This window comes from Novosphingobium sp. KN65.2 (assembly GCF_001368935.1).
Taxonomy (GTDB): domain Bacteria; phylum Pseudomonadota; class Alphaproteobacteria; order Sphingomonadales; family Sphingomonadaceae; genus Novosphingobium; species Novosphingobium mathurense.
In genome coordinates this window covers 18,759-35,107 of record NZ_CCBH010000158.1, presented here as the reverse complement: position 1 = coordinate 35,107, position 16,349 = coordinate 18,759, and the positions used below count along the sequence as shown (strand labels likewise).

General features: G+C 65.7%; 15 protein-coding genes. 4 read left to right on the top strand and 11 right to left on the bottom strand.

The genetic code is table 11. The features are described from left to right. Position 1: 1 nt before the first annotated feature. From SPHV1_RS13075 to SPHV1_RS13030, 10 genes are all read right to left on the bottom strand, one after another. On the bottom strand, positions 2–1,237 hold the full coding sequence (locus tag SPHV1_RS13075; protein ID WP_054946479.1) for a TIGR03087 family PEP-CTERM/XrtA system glycosyltransferase: 1,236 nt from the start codon (positions 1,235–1,237) through the stop codon (positions 2–4). Beyond that, entirely contained in the window at positions 1,237–2,313 is a 1,077-nt protein-coding gene (locus SPHV1_RS13070; RefSeq protein WP_054946478.1) for a FemAB family XrtA/PEP-CTERM system-associated protein, read from the bottom strand. The genes SPHV1_RS13075 and SPHV1_RS13070 overlap by 1 nt, the downstream gene beginning before the upstream one ends. Beyond that, positions 2,310–3,182 carry an XrtA system polysaccharide deacetylase gene (locus SPHV1_RS13065; RefSeq protein WP_054946477.1) on the bottom strand — a complete coding sequence of 291 codons (873 nt, stop codon included), beginning with the start codon at positions 3,180–3,182 and terminating at the stop codon, positions 2,310–2,312. Before SPHV1_RS13065 ends, SPHV1_RS13070 begins: the two co-directional genes overlap by 4 nt. A gap of 40 nt (positions 3,183–3,222) precedes the next feature. Further along, complete coding sequence (locus tag SPHV1_RS13060; protein ID WP_054946476.1) at positions 3,223–4,470, bottom strand: XrtA/PEP-CTERM system-associated ATPase; 1,248 nt, start codon at positions 4,468–4,470, stop codon at positions 3,223–3,225. A 20-nt stretch (positions 4,471–4,490) separates the two neighbouring features. Then, positions 4,491–6,245: a hypothetical protein gene (locus SPHV1_RS13055; RefSeq protein WP_054946475.1), complete on the bottom strand. Its 1,755-nt coding sequence runs from the start codon at positions 6,243–6,245 to the stop codon at positions 4,491–4,493. Further along, positions 6,242–7,291, bottom strand: a complete 1,050-nt coding sequence (locus tag SPHV1_RS13050) for an AAA family ATPase (protein ID WP_054946474.1) — start codon at positions 7,289–7,291, stop codon at positions 6,242–6,244. Before SPHV1_RS13050 ends, SPHV1_RS13055 begins: the two co-directional genes overlap by 4 nt. A gap of 12 nt (positions 7,292–7,303) precedes the next feature. Then, a complete protein-coding gene (locus tag SPHV1_RS13045) occupies positions 7,304–8,824 on the bottom strand; it encodes an XrtA system polysaccharide chain length determinant (RefSeq protein WP_054946473.1) in 1,521 nt (506 codons plus the stop codon). An 18-nt stretch (positions 8,825–8,842) separates the two neighbouring features. After that, positions 8,843–9,487 carry an XrtA/PEP-CTERM system exopolysaccharide export protein gene (locus tag SPHV1_RS13040; RefSeq protein ID WP_054946472.1) on the bottom strand — a complete coding sequence of 215 codons (645 nt, stop codon included), beginning with the start codon at positions 9,485–9,487 and terminating at the stop codon, positions 8,843–8,845. Positions 9,488–9,659: 172 nt separating this feature from the next. Then, positions 9,660–10,886 (bottom strand): pyridoxal-dependent decarboxylase, exosortase A system-associated, encoded by a 1,227-nt coding sequence (locus tag SPHV1_RS13035; RefSeq protein WP_054946471.1) that lies wholly within the window; start codon positions 10,884–10,886, stop codon positions 9,660–9,662. Beyond that, positions 10,883–12,409, bottom strand: a complete 1,527-nt coding sequence (locus SPHV1_RS13030) for an acyl-CoA ligase (AMP-forming), exosortase A system-associated (protein ID WP_054946470.1) — start codon at positions 12,407–12,409, stop codon at positions 10,883–10,885. The genes SPHV1_RS13035 and SPHV1_RS13030 overlap by 4 nt, the downstream gene beginning before the upstream one ends. Before the next feature lie 38 nt (positions 12,410–12,447). Here SPHV1_RS13030 and SPHV1_RS13025 point away from each other — a divergent pair, with 38 nt between their 5' ends. From SPHV1_RS13025 to SPHV1_RS13010, 4 genes are read left to right on the top strand one after another with little or no spacing between them, the layout of a single operon-like run. Continuing rightward, positions 12,448–13,473, top strand: a complete 1,026-nt coding sequence (locus SPHV1_RS13025; protein WP_231634672.1) for a GNAT family N-acetyltransferase — start codon at positions 12,448–12,450, stop codon at positions 13,471–13,473. 38 nt (positions 13,474–13,511) lie between these two features. Further along, a complete protein-coding gene (locus SPHV1_RS13020; RefSeq protein ID WP_007011125.1) occupies positions 13,512–13,775 on the top strand; it encodes an acyl carrier protein in 264 nt (87 codons plus the stop codon). Between the two features lie 7 nt (positions 13,776–13,782). Further along, complete coding sequence (locus SPHV1_RS13015) at positions 13,783–14,457, top strand: hypothetical protein (protein ID WP_054946468.1); 675 nt, start codon at positions 13,783–13,785, stop codon at positions 14,455–14,457. Further along, positions 14,454–15,233, top strand: coding sequence for a hydrolase 1, exosortase A system-associated (locus tag SPHV1_RS13010; RefSeq protein WP_054946467.1), 780 nt, complete (start codon positions 14,454–14,456; stop codon positions 15,231–15,233). The genes SPHV1_RS13015 and SPHV1_RS13010 overlap by 4 nt, the downstream gene beginning before the upstream one ends. A gap of 143 nt (positions 15,234–15,376) precedes the next feature. Here SPHV1_RS13010 and trxB read toward each other — a convergent pair whose 3' ends face one another. Beyond that, positions 15,377–16,348 (bottom strand): thioredoxin-disulfide reductase, encoded by a 972-nt coding sequence (gene trxB / locus SPHV1_RS13005; RefSeq protein ID WP_054946466.1) that lies wholly within the window; start codon positions 16,346–16,348, stop codon positions 15,377–15,379. Between the last annotated feature and the right edge of the window lies 1 nt (position 16,349).

Sequence of the window (16,349 nt, the reverse complement as noted above, 5' to 3'; positions counted from 1 at the left end):
GTCAGGCAACGTCGCTCAGGCGTGGGCATGCACGACCGATGTATTCAGGCAGGCGCGACAGCGCGGCCGACCAGCTTGCGTTTTCAACGATCCAACGGCGTGCAGCCGAACCCTTGGCCTGCTTGCGCGCCGCGCTCTGGGAAAAGGCGAGGATCGCACCGGCCATGGCGGCATCGCCGTCGGCTATGTGAAAATCGCGCCCGTCGACGGCATCGATGCCGTTGGCCGCTCCCGGAGTGAGGATCACCGGCAGTTCCATCGCCATTGCCTCGAGCACCTTGTTCTGCACGCCGCGCGCGATGTCCAGCGGCACCAGTGCAAGATCGGCACCTGCGAGCCACGGGCGAATATCCTCGACGCGCCCCCATATCCGCGTGCCGTTCACGCCGTCGCGCGCAAGCAATGCCTCGACCGGATTGCGGCCGACGACATGCAGTGTCGCATGTCCGCAGGCCGCGCGCACGGCAGGCATGATGCGATCGATAGCGCGCAGGACCGCCGCGACATTGGGCGCATAGTCCATTTGTCCGGTAAAGATGATCCGCGGACCGCCCGACTGAACGATGCGCGGTTCGGGCTCCACCAGGGCCGGGTCGAACCATGCGCTGTCGAGGCCATTGCCCATCGCGTGGACCTTTGCACTACCAGCAAGATCCAGCGGCAGGCGCGAACACAGCAGTTCGGCTTCGAGCGAAGTGATCAGCAGGCTGGCGTCGGCACGGCGGACGATGCGCGCTTCTTCCGCGCCGAGGACGCGCCCTTCGCGACGATCGATCCAGCTGCGCAGGCCCTTTCCGTTCGCCCCATAGGCTTCGAACTTGGCCGAATCGACATCGACCAGATCGGCGACGACGCGGCCGGTGAAGCTGTCGGGCACGTACTGCGCCATCTGCCCGGAGAAGACGTAGATGACGTCGATTTCACGCTTGCGCAGGGTTTCGCGCACCCACCCCTTCAGGCGGCGGTCGTGAAAGGCGGTGAGGCTGACCGGCCTGCCCCACGACAGGGCTTCGATAGCGGCAAGCGGCAGCGGCTTTATCCGGCGCAGCAGCAGGTGGCTTGCCGAAATCGCAGCGAGGTCAGACTCGCTCGCGAAGTCCTGCTCATCGTCGGCAAACGTGGCGACGTGGACCGGAGCCATGCCCGCCAACGCCTTGAGAACGTGGTGCGAGCGGATCTTGTCGCCCCGGTCGGGCGGGAACGGAATGCGGTGGGACAGGAACAGGATTTCACCCATCAGCCGATCCCCCGGGCGATCAGCGGGCCGAGGCGGTTGGCGATGCCAAGCGGCAGTTTCTGCCAGATCGCGATCTGGAGCGACAACTTGGAACTGGCAGGGTCGGCCTCGCGCGGGGTGGCTCCGGGAGCGGTCCAGCTGGCATAAGTCAGCGGCTCGGGTTCGAAGCCCCAGTTGCGCTTGAAATGGTAGGCTCCGCTTCGCGTCTTCGACCGACCGAAATCGAACGTGCTGCACCCGCGCCTGCGGGCATGGAGCATGAGTTCATAATACATCCGGTCATTCGCGCGCAGGCGCCGCGCTTCCCATGTGCCACCGCCCCAATAGGGCATGGCAGCGCCCCGGTGATAGACCGTGATCACGCTGGCGAGGGGACGTCCTTCGTGTCGCACGGTCAGGATGTCCGCATCCTCGCCGAAGGCATCGACAACGGCGTCGAGCAGCGCGCGCGGAAATACCGGCGTGCCGAGATTGCGGTAGCTTTCGGCAAAGACCGCATAATGCGCAGACCGGTCACGCTCGGACGTGCCGATCTCGACGGACAGGTCATTCGCCAGCGCCTTGCGCACCTCGGCGCGCTGCTTGCGCGGGATCGCAAGCAGTTCCGCCTCATCGTCCGCCGCCAGAGGCCGTGCGAAATTGCAGTGCGATTCGGTCTTGAGGGCCCAGCCCTGCCCCGCCTCGGGAAGCACGCCGCCGCGCAGCTCGACAGTCGGGCAGGACAGACGCAGCGCCAGTTCCTCTGCGGCGCGCAGCACTTCACCGGGTTCGGAGCCTTCATCCGCCAGCAAGCCGCCGCCGACCGCAAAACCGCTGGAGGCCAGCATATCCCCGAAGATGGGCGAATGGATCGCGCTCAAGGGAAGGAAGGCAACGAGTTCGCCGTGCCGCTCCTGCACCAGCGCGAATGACCGGTTGCCGGTCGCACGGGCAGTCGCCACGAACCAGGCGGGACGGTGAAAAGGCGTGCCTTGCGGATGCGCCGCGACATAGCCTTCGAGCCGGGCGACCTCATCCGGATCGGCCAGATCGGCCAGCCGCACTTGCGCGCGGGTCGGGGCGAAAGGCGCGTTCATGCCGCCAGCGCCAAAGCCCTGCCAGCTTCGCGCGCGGCCAGTTCGTCCATGCGGCCCCAGCTGAACTCGTCGATGAGCTGGCGCAGCTTGGCCGCCATGACATCGAGATTGGTGTAGTGCCGCAGACGCGAGCGAAGCGGAGCGTTCTCGACTCGCGGCTGGTCCGGATCGATTTCCCAAGGGTGGAAATAGAAGACCGCCGGACGGCCCTCGACGCGGTTCACCTGCCGGATCGCCCAACGCGAAAAGCCATAGGGCAGAACGCGGAAGAAACCGCCCCCGCCCGCGGCAAGACGGCGGCCGGCGAAAGTGGCCGTCGTGACCGGAATCTCGACGAAATCGCTGCCTGCCAGCGGATGGAAGGTAAAGCGCGGCGCCTCGCGCCAGCCGTAGTGATCGTGAGCGATCGGCGCGACGCTGGAGCTATAGGCATAGCCCTGTCCGGCCAGAACTTCGAAGGCCCAGGGCGTGCGCGCATCGATGGAAAAGCTCGGTGCCCGGTAGCCGGTTACGGCCACACCGGCGGCGTCCTCGATGGCCTTGCGGCTGCGTTCGAGATCGCGTGCGAAACCTTCAGCACCAAGGCGGAAGACGCGCTCATGATCCCAGCCGTGGCTTGCTACTTCATGCCCCTCACCCGCGATGCGGCGCATCAGCGGACCGTGACGCTCGGCCACCCAGCCCAACGTGAAGAAGGTGCCCTTCACCCCGGCATCGGCGAACATCGCAAGGATCGCATCGCAATTGCGCTCGACGCGGTCCGCCAGCGTGGACCAGTTTTCGCGGGCAATGACGGTTTCGAAGGCGCCGACCTGGAACCAGTCCTCGACGTCGACCGAGAGACCGTTGATCGGGAGACTGGCAGGCATCGGGCTCACTCCGGTCAGACGCGAACGAAGGCTGGGGCTATCAGGCGGCGCGGCGCTGGCCCTCGCCGCCTTCGATCCACTCGATCAGCATTGTCAGGGTATGACGCAGCATGCGGTCATGCTCGGCAAGGCGCGCCTCGAGATCCGAAACATGGCCGGTCATCGCCTGAAGCTGCGTTTCGAGAGCCGCGACCCGCGCCTCACTGGCGACGGCAGCTTCCTGCTCGCGCGCTTCGGCTGCGGTCGCGAGTTCAAGCACGGCCTGCTGCAGTTCGGTGATCTGCGCGTCCCGGTCAGCCAGCGCCGATTCGATCACCGCGGCGACTTCCTCGGTATCGATGCCTGCCTGAACGGGCTCGGCCTGTACCTGGACTTCGCGTTCGCCCCCCTCCGTTTCGGCAGCCTCGACCTGCATGGCAGGCCCCTTGCGCTCGACTTTCGGCTCGGGAGCCTTGCGGCTTACCAGCGAGATCGACCCATCGGCATCCAGTTCGGCAAGGACCTGTGACAAGACGTCCAAATCGATCACGGAACGCTGCTCGACCGCACCCAGCAGCAGCAGGCGATTGACCAACTGGTTGATCCGCCGCGGCACGCCACCCGTCGCTTCGAAGATCCCGGCAAAAACTTCCGCATCGAACTGCGGATTGCCCTGCCAGCCCACGCAACAAAGGCGGTGCTCGATATAGGCCTGCACTTCGTCTGCCTGCATCGCTTCGAGGTGGTGCGTGGCGATGACACGCTGACGCAGCTGTTCCAATTCCCTGCTATCGAGCAGGGTCGCGCGGAATTCCGGCTGGCCGAGCAACAGCGTCTGCAACAGCGGATGCGATCCGAGCTGGAAGTTCGAAAGCATGCGCAGTTCTTCTAGCGCGGAGACCGAAAGGTTCTGCGCCTCGTCGACGATCAGCAGGCAGCGGCGACCGTGGCGCGCCTCTTCATGCAGGAAACCCTCGATAGCACCCAGCGCCGAGGCCTTGTCGTGCCCGGCAACCGGCAGGCCGAACGCCTGTGCGACGACATGGACGATTTCCTCGCCATCGAGCGCGCTGGTGACGACCTGCGCCGCCGTCAGGCGACTGGGATCGATCGTCGCCATGAGATGCGCGACCAGCGTCGACTTGCCCGCACCCACTTCACCGGTGATGACAACGAAGCCTTCCCCCTGGGCGAGGCCATAGCCGAGGTAGGACAGCGCCTTGCGGTGCGTCCGGCTCTCGAAATAGAACGCCGGGTCGGGCGTAAGCTGGAACGGGCGGCTTTCGAACCCGTAGAAATCGTCGAACATCTCTCGTCCTCCTTAGGACTTCAGAAATTGTACCGCAGGCCGACGAGGGCCGATGCGGTCCAGATATCGTCAATGGAGGGATCGTTGCGGGTCGTCCCGTCGATCCCGAGCGCCGCGGTAGCCCGCAAGCGCTGCGTCAGCAGGCGGTAGTAGGCCGCCGTGGCGCCATAACCGGCAACGTCGCCGCCCAGCGGGCCGGAACTCGAAAGCCAGTTGGCATAGACATTCGTGCTCCAGCCGGCATCGGGGCCGAGCCGACCGCTCAAATAGGCCGCCAACCAGTAATTTTCGTCGATGAGGCCGTTGGCCGAGGCCAGAACCGTCCCCTCGGCGGCGATGAACTTGCGGCGATCGTAACCGGCACCCACGCCTGCATTGAGGCGTCCCAGCTTCATCGCATAACTTGCCGTCACCCCGCGCGACCGGAACGTGGCCGACCGCACCGAACCGAGTGCACCGGCAAGGCAATTGCTGCCTTCGAGCGAATCGACACAGCCGCGCAGTTCTCCCGTGATCGGATCGCGCACCGCCTCGAAATCATCGGGCAGATCGTTGAGGAAGCGGTTGAGCTGGCCACCGAAGCCGGCGACGTTGTCATAGACTGCCACGCTCAGTTGGCTGCGGTCGTTCGGCGCATAGGCGAGAGTACCGCCGAAGCTGGTCGCCCCGTAACGTCGCCCGACATGGGCCGAAAGCGACGTGCGCCGGCTGGGACGCCACATCACCGCAACATCCCAGATCAGGCCCTCCACGTCATAGGCGATCTGGCGCGGCGCGCTCTTGTCTGTCCTGAAGCGACCGTTCCTGCCGATCACCGGGTTGCCGTCTGCATCGCGCACGGCATCGCGGCTGGACACCTCGACATCTTCGTACCCGATCGCACCGACGGCCTGGACCGTGCGGCTGACCGGCACCGTAACCATGGCGCGCGCCTGCATGTCACGCACGCGCTGATCGAGGTTGGAGATGTCCTCCTGATAGAAGCTGCCCGCGGCGGCCAAGCCAACGGGCAGGATCTCGTAAGGCGCCACGCCCGCCTCGACATCGGCAACGTGCGAGACGCTCTCGTCGAAAATATCGCCCGATGCGCCGCCAGCGTCGCCAATGTAGGCATTGGGCTGCTCGACCTTGGTGTAACCGGCGCGGTAGTTGGCATTGATCGAAACGTCACCGGCCCGGGTTGCCACCGAAGGTCCGCCATAGACAGAATAGATGTTGGACGAGGAGTCGCCGCCAACCAGACTGCTGCCCAGCGCAGAGCCGCCGTTTTCAACGCTGACCCGGGTCGCAAGCGCACCTGCCTCCAGCGTCACGCCTGGCGTTACCGTGGCATAACCGCTTACGAGTCCACTGATGGTATCGCCATCGCGCGCCTTGCCACTCCAGCCGATCTGACGCGCGTAACGCACGGAGGCGGAAACCGCATTGCGCTGCCCGACGATGCTGGCATCGACCCCGACCGCAACCTGCGTGTAAGTGAGCACGTCATCGCCCGGCGAAAGCTCCGCGTCGACGATCTGATCGACCTGGATATAGGGCTGAATCGCAAAGCGGCGCTGGCCGCCTCCCCGACCGCCACGCGCCTTCGCCTTTGGCGGGGAATACGTGTCTGAGCCTGCACCGTCCGATGCCTGGTCGCCGTCCATCCCGCCCCCGCCGACGCCTTCGTAGCCAAGCGTCTGCGCGTGCACTGCGGCAGGCAGCGACAGGGCCGCCAGCGCCGCCATCGTCGCCATCGTCGCCAGGCCGGTCCGGAGGCGTCGCTTCGCCGTCATCCCTGATATCCGTAGTAAGTGCCGAAACGACGGCCGCTCGGGCTGAATTGCGCCGCGTTCAGAAGAAGCTGCACATTGGGGCAGGCACCGAGGAGCGAGATCGCATCTTCCAGCGCCCCCTGCCCGGTTCGATCCGCGCGTACGATCACCACGACCTGACCGACGTATTTGGCCAGCTCCGCGGCGGGCGAAGCTGCCAGCGCGGGCGGCGAATCGAAGATCACCACGCGGTTCGGTGCGCCTTGCGTCAGGCGATCGAGCACACGGCGGGTTCGCGAGCTGGAAAGGTATTCGCTGTCGGTGTTCGAGGTGTCACCAGCCGGCAGCACCCAGAGGCCCGGGATATCCGTGCCCAGCACGCAATCGGCAACGTCGATACTCTCGTCCATCAGCGCATCCATCAGCCCCGGACCGCCGGGCAGTCCGAGCGCGGAAAGGATCGACGGCTTGGCGAAATCGGCATCGACGAGAAGGACTTCGCTTTCCTTTTCGGCCGCGATGGAAAGCGCGAGGTTGAGCGCGCAGTAGGTCTTGCCCTCGCCCGGGTGCGGAGAACTGATGAGCAGGCGCTGTGCGACGGGTCCTGCGTTCTGGCGGCGCAAGTCGGCGCACTGGAGGAGCAGCTGCCGCTTGACGATGCGGAACTCCTCAAGGCTCGCGGTCACCGCCCCTTCGGGCACGATCAGGCCCTGATCGCGCAGGCGATTGCGGTCGACGGGATGATGAACACCGCGGAATTCGGTGCGTTCCTGCGAAGCGGGAGGCGATTGCGGGGCAGCAGCCACTTGCGCGGCTGGTTGAGGTACCTCGACGGCAGGGTCTGGTTGCGCAGCCTGCGCGGCAGGCGGCCGTTCTGCTGGCGGCTGTACTGCAGGCTGCTCGACTGCGGGCGGCGCCGGCTTGCGGATCCTGCTCGCCACCTCGGGCGGGATCGGCGCGGGCTTGGCGATCAGGCTGTTGAGATCGAGGCCACCGGTGGCGCGCTCGATCAGCGATCCACCGGGAGCGGCCTTGCCGGGAAGCGGGATGCGGGAGTGCTCGGTCATCGCTCGTTCCCTTCAGGCCACCATGCCGCGCTGGATGAATTCGACTGCGAGCAGCACGACGAAGAGCCCGCAGAGCGCGGCACTGGCGCCGTAGAAATACTTGAGGCGGCGCTTGCGCAGCGCACGGGCCGCATCGGTCAGGTTCTGAGAGATCGCGCCGAGCACCGGCAGGCCGATCGAACGCTCCAGACCCGCTGCCGTCGCATAGACGGAGCGCACCTTGCTGAGCGCGAAGGCACCCGCGCAGCCGCCGCCGATGCCGACGACCAGCACGCCCAGCAGCAGGATCGGGCGGTTGGGCGCCACCGGGGCGCGCGGCGTCGTCGGCGGATCGACGACTTCGAACTTGACGGCCTCGCGCTCGGTCTTCACTTCGCCGCGCAGGCGCAGTTCCTCGCGGTCCTGCAGGAGCTTGTCGTACTGCGAGCGCAGGACGTCATAGTCGCGGTTGATCCGCTGGGCCTGGCTGGCGAATTCCGGGTTCTGGATCGCCTGCGCGGTCAGCCCGGAGAGATCGGACTGCAATGCGGCCTTGCGGGAAATCAGCGCCTGCACATTGGCCTGGCGTTCGGCGCGGATCGACTGCAGCGAGGTAAAGGCCGGGTTCGGCGTACCGACGCCGTTGGCCGCTTCCTGCGCCGCCGGTCCCTTGAGCGAGGCGATCTGGTTGCGCGCGGCAATCACGTCGGGATGCTCTTCGGTAAGGCCACGGGCGCGCAGGGCTGCAAGGTTCGACTGGGCCTGTGCCAGAGCCGCCGATGCACCGCCGGCGCTACCCCCGGGGATGGTCCTGGGCGTACCGGCAAGCTGGCCGTCGATGGCGGCAAGCGCGGCCTGTGCGGCGGCGAGATCGGCCTCCACGCCGCGCAGTTCGGCGCGCGAGGATTCAAGGCGCTGTGCGCTGGCCGCCCCGCCAAGAGCGAATTCGGGATGCTCGGCCTCGAACGCTGTGCGCTTCTGCTCGGCCGATTCGAGTTCCTTCTCGCGCTGGGCGAGTTGCTGGTTCACGAACTCCAGCGTCTCGACCATCTCGCCGCGATTGCCCGACAGGTTTTCCTCGCGGAAGATATCGATCAGCTTCTGGGCGATGTTCTGGGCAAGCTTGGCGTTTTCCGCATCGGAGAACGACGAATAATTGGCGGTCGCGGTGATCTCGAAGAGGTTGTCCTGCTGACTGATAACCTTGACGTTCTTGGCCAGGGCGAGTACCGCCGCTTCCATCTGCTTGGGTGCTTCGATCGTGTCGCCGATGCGGGTCGAACGCACGACCTTTTCAAGGTTCACCGCGCTTGTGAGGGTCTGGCGGATGCGTTCGATGTCACGCTTCTTGTCGGCAACGCCGATGCCCACCTGTTCGGCCAGCGCGTCGTCGAGCTGGATGAAGATGCGCGCGCGCGATTCGTAGCTGTTGGGGATCAGCGCCACGACCAGCCAACCCAACAGGCAGATGCCCCAGGCAATGCCCAGGGCAATCCAGCGCCGGTGCCAGACGCTGTGGATTGCGGCCAGCAGCTCTTCGTAGAGAGAGTTCATCGCGTGCGCCGGCCCCTCTTAGAACATGCTTTCGGGGATGATGATGACGTCACCGGGGCTGAGCATGACGTTGGCCTTGCTGTCCCCCTTCTTCAGCAGATCGCCCAGCCGCAGGGCATATTCCTTCTGCTTGCCGGTCGACTTGTCGAAGCGGATCAGGTGCGCCTTGTTGCCCGCCGCATATTCGGACAGGCCGCCCACCGCGATCATCGCGTCCAGCACGGTCATGTTGGCACGGTAGGGAATAGACGCCGGCTTCTCGGTCGCGCCGACAATGCGGATCTGCTGGCTGAAGGTTCCCGCGAACTTGTTGACGATAACCGAGACCAGCGGGTCCTCGATGTACTGGGAAAGCTGCAGGCGGATGTCCTGCGCCAGCATCGAGGGGGTCTTGCCCACGGCAGGCATGTCGGTGATCAGTGGCGTGGTGATGCGCCCGTCGGGACGGACCTGCACTTTCGCGCCCAGTTCGGGATTGCGCCATACGAAAATGGTCAGTTCATCCAGAGGGCCGATGACATATTCCTCGCCCGGCCCTTCCTGCATTGCAACAAAGGAGGCCGGGGGAAGCTCGGGCGCGGCACCGCCGCCTGCACATCCGCTGAGAGTCACGCCGGCAAGCGCGCAAACGGCGAGCAGGCGGGTCAGACGGCGATACGGCATGGGCACTTCCCTCACTGCGCCAACCCGCCGCAATCCTCACGAGAGCGGCGGACCTGGCGAAATCCGGCTTCCGCTATCGGTCAAAAGGGTGAACATAGCGTTAGCCTTGAGAGGCCAATTGGCAGCAGGTCCCAAAAAGGGACGCGCAAATACCTAAATCCTTACGGCTTTTTCAGACCCGCAGCTCGCGGGCCGGTCCCTGCCCCAGGAAACTGGCCGGGCTGGCGCTGGCACCATAGGCCCCGGCACAGAACACCGCCACGAGATCACCGACGTCAGCGCGAGGGAACCCGCCCTTGTCCGCCAGTTTGTCGAGCGGTGTGCACAGGCAGCCGACGATGGAAGCCTCCTCCTCGACCTCTGCACCGAAGCGCGTGGCAATGGCCGAGGGATAGTTGCGGCGCACAACGGTTCCGAAGTTTCCTGAGGCGGCGAGCTGATGATGCAACCCCCCGTCGGTGATCAGAAAAACTTCGCCGTGGCTGACTTTCCGGTCGACGATGCGCGCGATGTAAACACCTGATTCGCCGACGAGATAGCGCCCCAGCTCGATGCAGAAACGGGTTTCGCGCAGGCTGTCGGGCAGCTTCTCGAAGCGCTCGGCCAGCCGGGCGCCGACAAAAGACAGGTCGAGCGGTTCGTCGCCCGGGAAATAGGGAATGCCGAAGCCTCCGCCCAGATTGCAGTGCGGCAGTGGCGCTCCACTCTCCTGCGCAAGGCGCGCCGCCAGATCGAGGGTCTGGCCCTGGGTCTCGGCAATGGCCTCGGCGGAGAGCGCCTGGCTGCCTGCGAATATGTGGAACCCGCGCCATTCGGCACCGCTGGCGATCACTTCGCGCACGAGAGCGGGCACACGCTCGGCATCGATGCCGAACGGCTTGGCGCCGCCGCCCATCTTCATGCCCGAGCCCTTGAGGTCGAAATCGGGGTTCACCCGGATCGCCAGTCGCGGCGTGACGCCCAGCCGACCTGCGATCGCCAGTGCCCGCGCCGCCTCGCCCTCGGATTCGAGATTGAGCGTCACCCCGGCCCGGATCGCCGCTTCCAGTTCCGCATCGCGCTTGCCCGGCCCTGCAAAACTGACCCTGTCGAGCGCGATCCCGGCACCGCGCACGATCTCCAGCTCGCCGCCAGAGGCAATGTCGAAGCCATCGACAAGGCCGGCCATTGCCGAAAGCAGCGGCGCAAAGGGATTGGCCTTCACCGCGTAATGCAGCGACAGCCGCTCGGGCATCGCCGCACGCAGCGCCGCAGCCCGGTCGCGCACGCGGTCGGCCGAATAAAGGAACAGCGGGGTTCCGCCGGCTTGGTCAACCCAATGCGTCACCGGTTTGCCGCCCACAGCCAGCACGCCGTCGATGGAAGTGAACCCGGCGGGAATCGGACCGAGCGCCTTCATGCCGCCAGCTCCGTCTGCAGACCGGTGCGGTCGATCTTGCCATTGGGGCCGATCGGCATGGCTGCGCGCCAGTGAATGACTTTGGGCTGCATGAAATTCGGCAGTTCCTGCATGAGTTTACGGGGCAATTCCTGTTCGGGGTTTTCAGCGCCGGGGGCCGCCCTGACGATCAGGTGGACCGCCTGACCCAGCCGTTCGTCGGCAAGGCCGAGCGCCACCGCCTCGGCAACGAGGCCGGTGGCGAGCGCGGCTTCCTCGATCTCCTGCGGACTGATGCGGTTGCCCGCGCTCTTGATCATCGCATCGCGGCGCCCGACGAAATAGAGCAGTCCGTCCGCTTCGCGCCGTACCCGGTCGCCCGACCAGACGGCGGTGCCGCCATAGTAAGAGCTTGCGGGCGCCGGCTTGTAGCGCTCGGCCGTGCGCTCCGGATCCTGCCAGTAGCCCTGCGCGACGAGCGGCCCGCAATGGACCAGCTCCCCCTCCTCGCCATCAGCGGCCAGTTCGCCCGCATCGTTGATGACGAGGATCTCGGCATGGGGAATCGCCGTGCCCATCGAGGTGGGGTGCGTGTCGACAAGCGCAGGATCGAGATAGGTCGAGCGGAACGCCTCGGTCAGCCCGTACATCGGGAAAAGCCGGGCCTGCGGGAACAGCGCACGCAAGTGGCGGACCAGATCGACGGTAAGCGCACCGCCGCTGTTGGTCAGGCGGCGCAGCTTTCCGGCGGTCTCTGCCGGCCAATCGAGTTCGCTGACCTGCACCCACAGGGGCGGTACCGCCGCGAGCGTCGTGATGCCGTGGCGCTCGACCGCTTTCACCAGGTCGCGTGGGAGCAGGTAATCGAGCGGGATGACGCAGCCGCCCGCATACCATGTCGAGAACAGCTGGTTCTGCCCGTAGTCGAACGAGAGCGGCAGCACCGCCAGGGTGCGGTCATCGCCTGCCAGCCCCAGATAATCGGCCACGGCCTCTGCCCCCAGCCACATGTTGGCATGGCTGAGCATGACGCCCTTGGGTCGCCCGGTCGATCCGCTGGTGTAGAGGATTGCGGCCAGCGCCTGCGCATCGACGCTCGAGGGCCCCATGTGCCCCCCAAGGTCCGCCGCCGCGGCCAAGGCCGCAGGCTCCTCGATAACGCGGCATTCGTGAGGGACATCGCCCTCACCCAGCGTCTTGAGGCGCGCAGGCGTTCCGATCAACATGGCCGCGCCGCTGTCCGCAAGGATATGCGCGACTTGCGCATGCTTGAGCAGCGGATTGACCGGCACGTGAACCAGTCCGGCACGCGCTGCAGCAAGCGGCAGCAGGCAGGTCAGTTCGCCCTTGGCCGCCCAGCTCGCCACGCGCGCGCCTTGCTGCGGCACTTCCCGCGCCAGCCAGGCAGCAAGACGAGAGACACGCGTTCTTAAGTCCTTGTAGTTAAGAACGCCCTCGCGCAGCACGAGAGCATCGGCCGCATCGTCCCCGCGAAGGACGAGATGGTCGAGCGGAAGGACCGGATTTTCGCTCTTGCCGCGCATTTTGGTGGAACTGCTCCCGCGAGGTTCTGGAAGGTATCGTGGTAAAGATCGAATATCACTCCGATCTTAAGGAACTGCAATCCGACGCACAGCTTGCAAGGCTGCTCTCGCCGGAATGCCAGTCCGCGCCCTTCGATCGCCTTGCATGGTGGGAAGCGCTTGGCAAGCATTGCGCCATCACACCGACGATCGCCGTAGCGCGCGAAGGCGATGCGGTGGCCGTCCTGCCGCTCACCGGCGATGGCGGCCACCTCTCGGCACTGGCGAACTGGTACACTTTCCGGTTCCGACCGGTGCTTTCGCCGGTGCCGCAGGCTGAAGGCTTGCTCACCCAAATCGCCCACGATCTGGCCGGAAAGGCGCGCCGCCTGACGCTCTCCGGATTGCCAGACGAGGACGACTCTGCATCACGCGTCGAATCCGCCTTCCGCAAGGCCGGCTGGCTGGTCATGCGCGAGGCCAGCGACACAAATCATGTCCTCGCAATCTCGGGCCGCAGCTACGACGACTATATCGCCGGGCGCCCCGGCAAGCTCCGCACGACGCTCAAGCGCAAGACGAAGAAAGTTGCCGTCGAGGTTCTCACCCGCTTCGATGCGCTGGCCTGGGAGCAATACGAGGCGATCTATGCCGAAAGCTGGAAGCCCGAAGAAGGATCTCCGACCTTCCTGCGCGCCTTTGCACAGGCCGAAGGCGAAGCAGGTCGCCTGCGTCTCGGCATCGCCCGGGCCGCCGAAGATCCCGAAGGCCCGGCCATCGCCGCGCAGATGTGGACGGTCGAAGGCAAGACAGCTTTCATTCACAAGCTGGCCCACCGCGAGAGCGCCAAGCCGCTTTCGCCCGGCTCCATCCTGAGCGCCGCGCTGTTCCGGCACGTCATCGACGTCGACCGGGTGACGCTGGTAGACTTCGGTACCGGCGACGATCCCTACAAGCGCGACTGGATGGAACAGGTGCGGCCCCGCTACCGACTGGACATGTTTCGCCCCTTCGATCCGCACAACTGGCTCATCGTCGCGCGGATCGGCCTGCGACGTCTTGCCGCAAGTGCGAAGGGCGGCTAGAGCCGCTGGCCAAAGTACAACGCTTTGTTGAGGGGGCCATGCAAGACGATACCGACCTGCTGCTGCGTCGCATCCTGACGGATGTCCTCGGACTCGCGCAGGGACAGGCCGACACGTTCGATGCCGAAACGGGCCTGTTCGGTCACCTGCCCGAACTCGATTCGATGGCGGTTGCCGGGCTCCTGACCGAGATCGAGGACCGCCTAGACATCGTGATCGAAGACGACGAGATCGACGGCGAAATGCTCGAAACCTTCGGCGGCCTGCTCGAATTCACCAAGTCCAAGCGCGCCGAGGCCTGATCCGGCGGTGACACCGGCGAGCTGGCCCTGTCCGCTGCCCGCCGGTGGCTTCGTCGACGAACATGCCCTCAGCTTCGATCGCAGTCGCAAAACGCGGTTGCTGATAGTCCCGGCGCTGTTCGATGAAGGCAACAAGCTGCGTCGCCTGACGGTGGAGACGATGCGCCGCCTCGACTCGGCCGGGATCGACTGCATTCTGCCGGACCTTCCCGGTTGCAACGAGAGCCTGCAACAGCTCGACCGGCAGGTGCCCACAGCCTGGCGCAGCGCAATGGACGCTGCTGCAAAGCAGTTTCGCGCGACCCACGTTCTGGGCATTCGCGGTGGCTGCATGTTCACGCCGGACGGCCTTCCAACCTGGCACTATGCCCCGGTGAAGGCCGCCTCGATCCTGCGCCAGATGCTGCGTGCGCGAATTCTCGCGAGCCGTGAGGCTGGACGCGAGGAAAGCCGAGAAGATCTGGCCAAGCGCGCCAGAGAGCAGGGCATCGAGCTTGCCGGTTATCCCCTCTCGCCAGAATTCTGGCGGGAATTCGAGCCCACGATCGCCACGGATACGGCAAGAGTGATCGAACAGGCCGAAATCGGCGGTAGCGGTCTGTGGCTGCGAGCGGAACCGGGTGAAGACCCCGATCAGGCAGACGCCCTCGCCGCGATCCTGACCTGGGGCGCCACGGAATGAACCGACGCCATTTCCTGTTCGAATGCGAAGGCGCCCGGCTGGCCGCAACGCTGGACGATGCGCCCGGCACCGTCGTCCTGCTCCTCGTCAGCGGCGGCAACGAAGTGCGCGCCGGGGCATGGAACGGACAGGCCAAATTCGCCGCCCGGATTGCTGGCCGCGGTTACCCCGTCATGCGCTTCGATCGCCGTGGCGTCGGGGACAGCGAGGGAGTGAACGGCGAATTCCGCTCCAGTGCGCCAGACATAGCCGCGGCCCTCGCAGCATTGCGCCGCGAATGCCCGCAGGTCACCAAGATCGTCGCCTTCGGCAACTGCGATGCCGCCAGTGCGCTGATGCTGACGCGCGGCGCGGGGATCGATGCGATGGTGCTGTCCAACCCGTGGACGATCGACAACGATGCACGCGACGGACCCGCCGAAGTGGTCCGCGACCACTATCGCCGCCGCCTCACCGATCCTGCCGCAATCCGCCGCCTGCTGACCGGCAAGGTCTCGATCGGCAAGCTCCTGCGCAGTCTCCTGTCGGCCGCGCGCCCTGCATCGGCCAGGCTATCCGGTCTTGCCGCCGAGATGGCCGAGGGCATTGCGACCTATCGGGGCTGCATCCGCTTTCTGGTCGCCGCGCGCGACCGGACCGGACAGGCGTTCCTTGCAAAGTGGAACAAGAGCGACACCCGCATCCGGATCTGCCCCGATGCGACCCACAGCTACGTAGAGCTTCATGCGCAAGACTGGCTGGTGGAACAGGTTATCGCGGTTCTGGAGGCACAGTAGCGCCTTCGACCGCCCTCACCCCGAACGACCTCAGACGATCAGCGGTCTGGCGGGGCGTGCAATTGCAGGCGGCCGAACATGCCGAACCGCCTGCCGGCACTCCCCGCTTCCTCATAGGAAACGGGGAGGCAATCAGAAATGGCTCAGGCTTCGACCTTGGCCGCCTCGGCGAATTCCTTTTCGGCGAGGAAGCGCTCGGCGTCGAGCGCGGCCATGCAGCCGGTGCCGGCAGCGGTGATCGCCTGGCGGTAGACGTGGTCCATCACGTCGCCGCAAGCGAATACGCCCGGGACGTCGGTCTTGGGCGTACCCGGCTCGACGAGCAGGTAGCCCGTATCGTCCATGGCGAGTTGCCCCTTGAACAGTTCGGTCGCGGGGGCGTGGCCGATGGCGACGAAGGCACCTTCGGTCTCGATCTCGCTTTCCTCGCCGGTCACCGTGTCGATCAGCTTGAGCGCCCGCAGGCCACCGCCCTCGCCGCCGCCCAGGAAGCTGTCGACGCGCTTGTTCCACACGACGTTGATCTTGGGGTGCGCAAAGAGGCGGTCCTGCAGGATCTTCTCGGCGCGAAGGGAATCGCGGCGGTGGATCAGGGTGACGTCCTCTGAATGGTTGGTGAGGTAGAGGGCTTCTTCAACGGCGGTGTTGCCGCCGCCGATGACCACGACCTTCTTGCCGCGATAAAAGAAGCCATCGCAGGTGGCGCAGGCGGAAACGCCCTTGCCCGAGAGTTCCTGCTCGCCCGGAACGCCGAGCCAGCGCGCCTGCGCGCCGGTGGCGATGACCAGCGTGTCGCCCTCGTAAACGTCGCCGCTGTCGCCCTGCGCCGTGAACTTCTCGCCCGACAGATCGACCGACGTGATCGTGTCCCACATCATGCGGGTGCCGACATGTTCAGCCTGGGCCTGCATTTCCTGCATCAGCCAGGGGCCCTGGATAACCTCTCGGAAACCGGGGTAATTCTCGACATCGGTGGTAATGGTGAGCTGGCCGCCCGGCTGGAGGCCCTGCACGACGATCGGCTCCATGCCTGCACGGGCACCGTAGATCGCGGCAGAAAGTCCGGCCGGGCCGGAACCGATAATGAGCATGCGGGTCTTGTGCGTCGTCGCCACG

What these genes read in the sequence shown, in the direction of transcription:
- SPHV1_RS13050 (WP_054946474.1), bottom strand. Translation starts at nt 7,291, where the DNA reads ATGACCGAGCACTCCCGCATCCCGCTTCCCGGCAAGGCCGCTCCCGGT.
- SPHV1_RS13045 (WP_054946473.1), bottom strand. Translation starts at nt 8,824, where the DNA reads ATGAACTCTCTCTACGAAGAGCTGCTGGCCGCAATCCACAGCGTCTGG.
- SPHV1_RS13010 (WP_054946467.1), top strand. Translation starts at nt 14,454, where the DNA reads ATGAACCGACGCCATTTCCTGTTCGAATGCGAAGGCGCCCGGCTGGCC.
- SPHV1_RS13060 (WP_054946476.1), bottom strand. Translation starts at nt 4,470, where the DNA reads ATGTTCGACGATTTCTACGGGTTCGAAAGCCGCCCGTTCCAGCTTACG.
- SPHV1_RS13020 (WP_007011125.1), top strand. Translation starts at nt 13,512, where the DNA reads ATGCAAGACGATACCGACCTGCTGCTGCGTCGCATCCTGACGGATGTC.
- SPHV1_RS13070 (WP_054946478.1), bottom strand. Translation starts at nt 2,313, where the DNA reads ATGAACGCGCCTTTCGCCCCGACCCGCGCGCAAGTGCGGCTGGCCGAT.
- SPHV1_RS13055 (WP_054946475.1), bottom strand. Translation starts at nt 6,245, where the DNA reads ATGACGGCGAAGCGACGCCTCCGGACCGGCCTGGCGACGATGGCGACG.
- SPHV1_RS13035 (WP_054946471.1), bottom strand. Translation starts at nt 10,886, where the DNA reads ATGAAGGCGCTCGGTCCGATTCCCGCCGGGTTCACTTCCATCGACGGC.
- SPHV1_RS13030 (WP_054946470.1), bottom strand. Translation starts at nt 12,409, where the DNA reads ATGCGCGGCAAGAGCGAAAATCCGGTCCTTCCGCTCGACCATCTCGTC.
- SPHV1_RS13040 (WP_054946472.1), bottom strand. Translation starts at nt 9,487, where the DNA reads ATGCCGTATCGCCGTCTGACCCGCCTGCTCGCCGTTTGCGCGCTTGCC.
- SPHV1_RS13065 (WP_054946477.1), bottom strand. Translation starts at nt 3,182, where the DNA reads ATGCCTGCCAGTCTCCCGATCAACGGTCTCTCGGTCGACGTCGAGGAC.
- SPHV1_RS13075 (WP_054946479.1), bottom strand. Translation starts at nt 1,237, where the DNA reads ATGGGTGAAATCCTGTTCCTGTCCCACCGCATTCCGTTCCCGCCCGAC.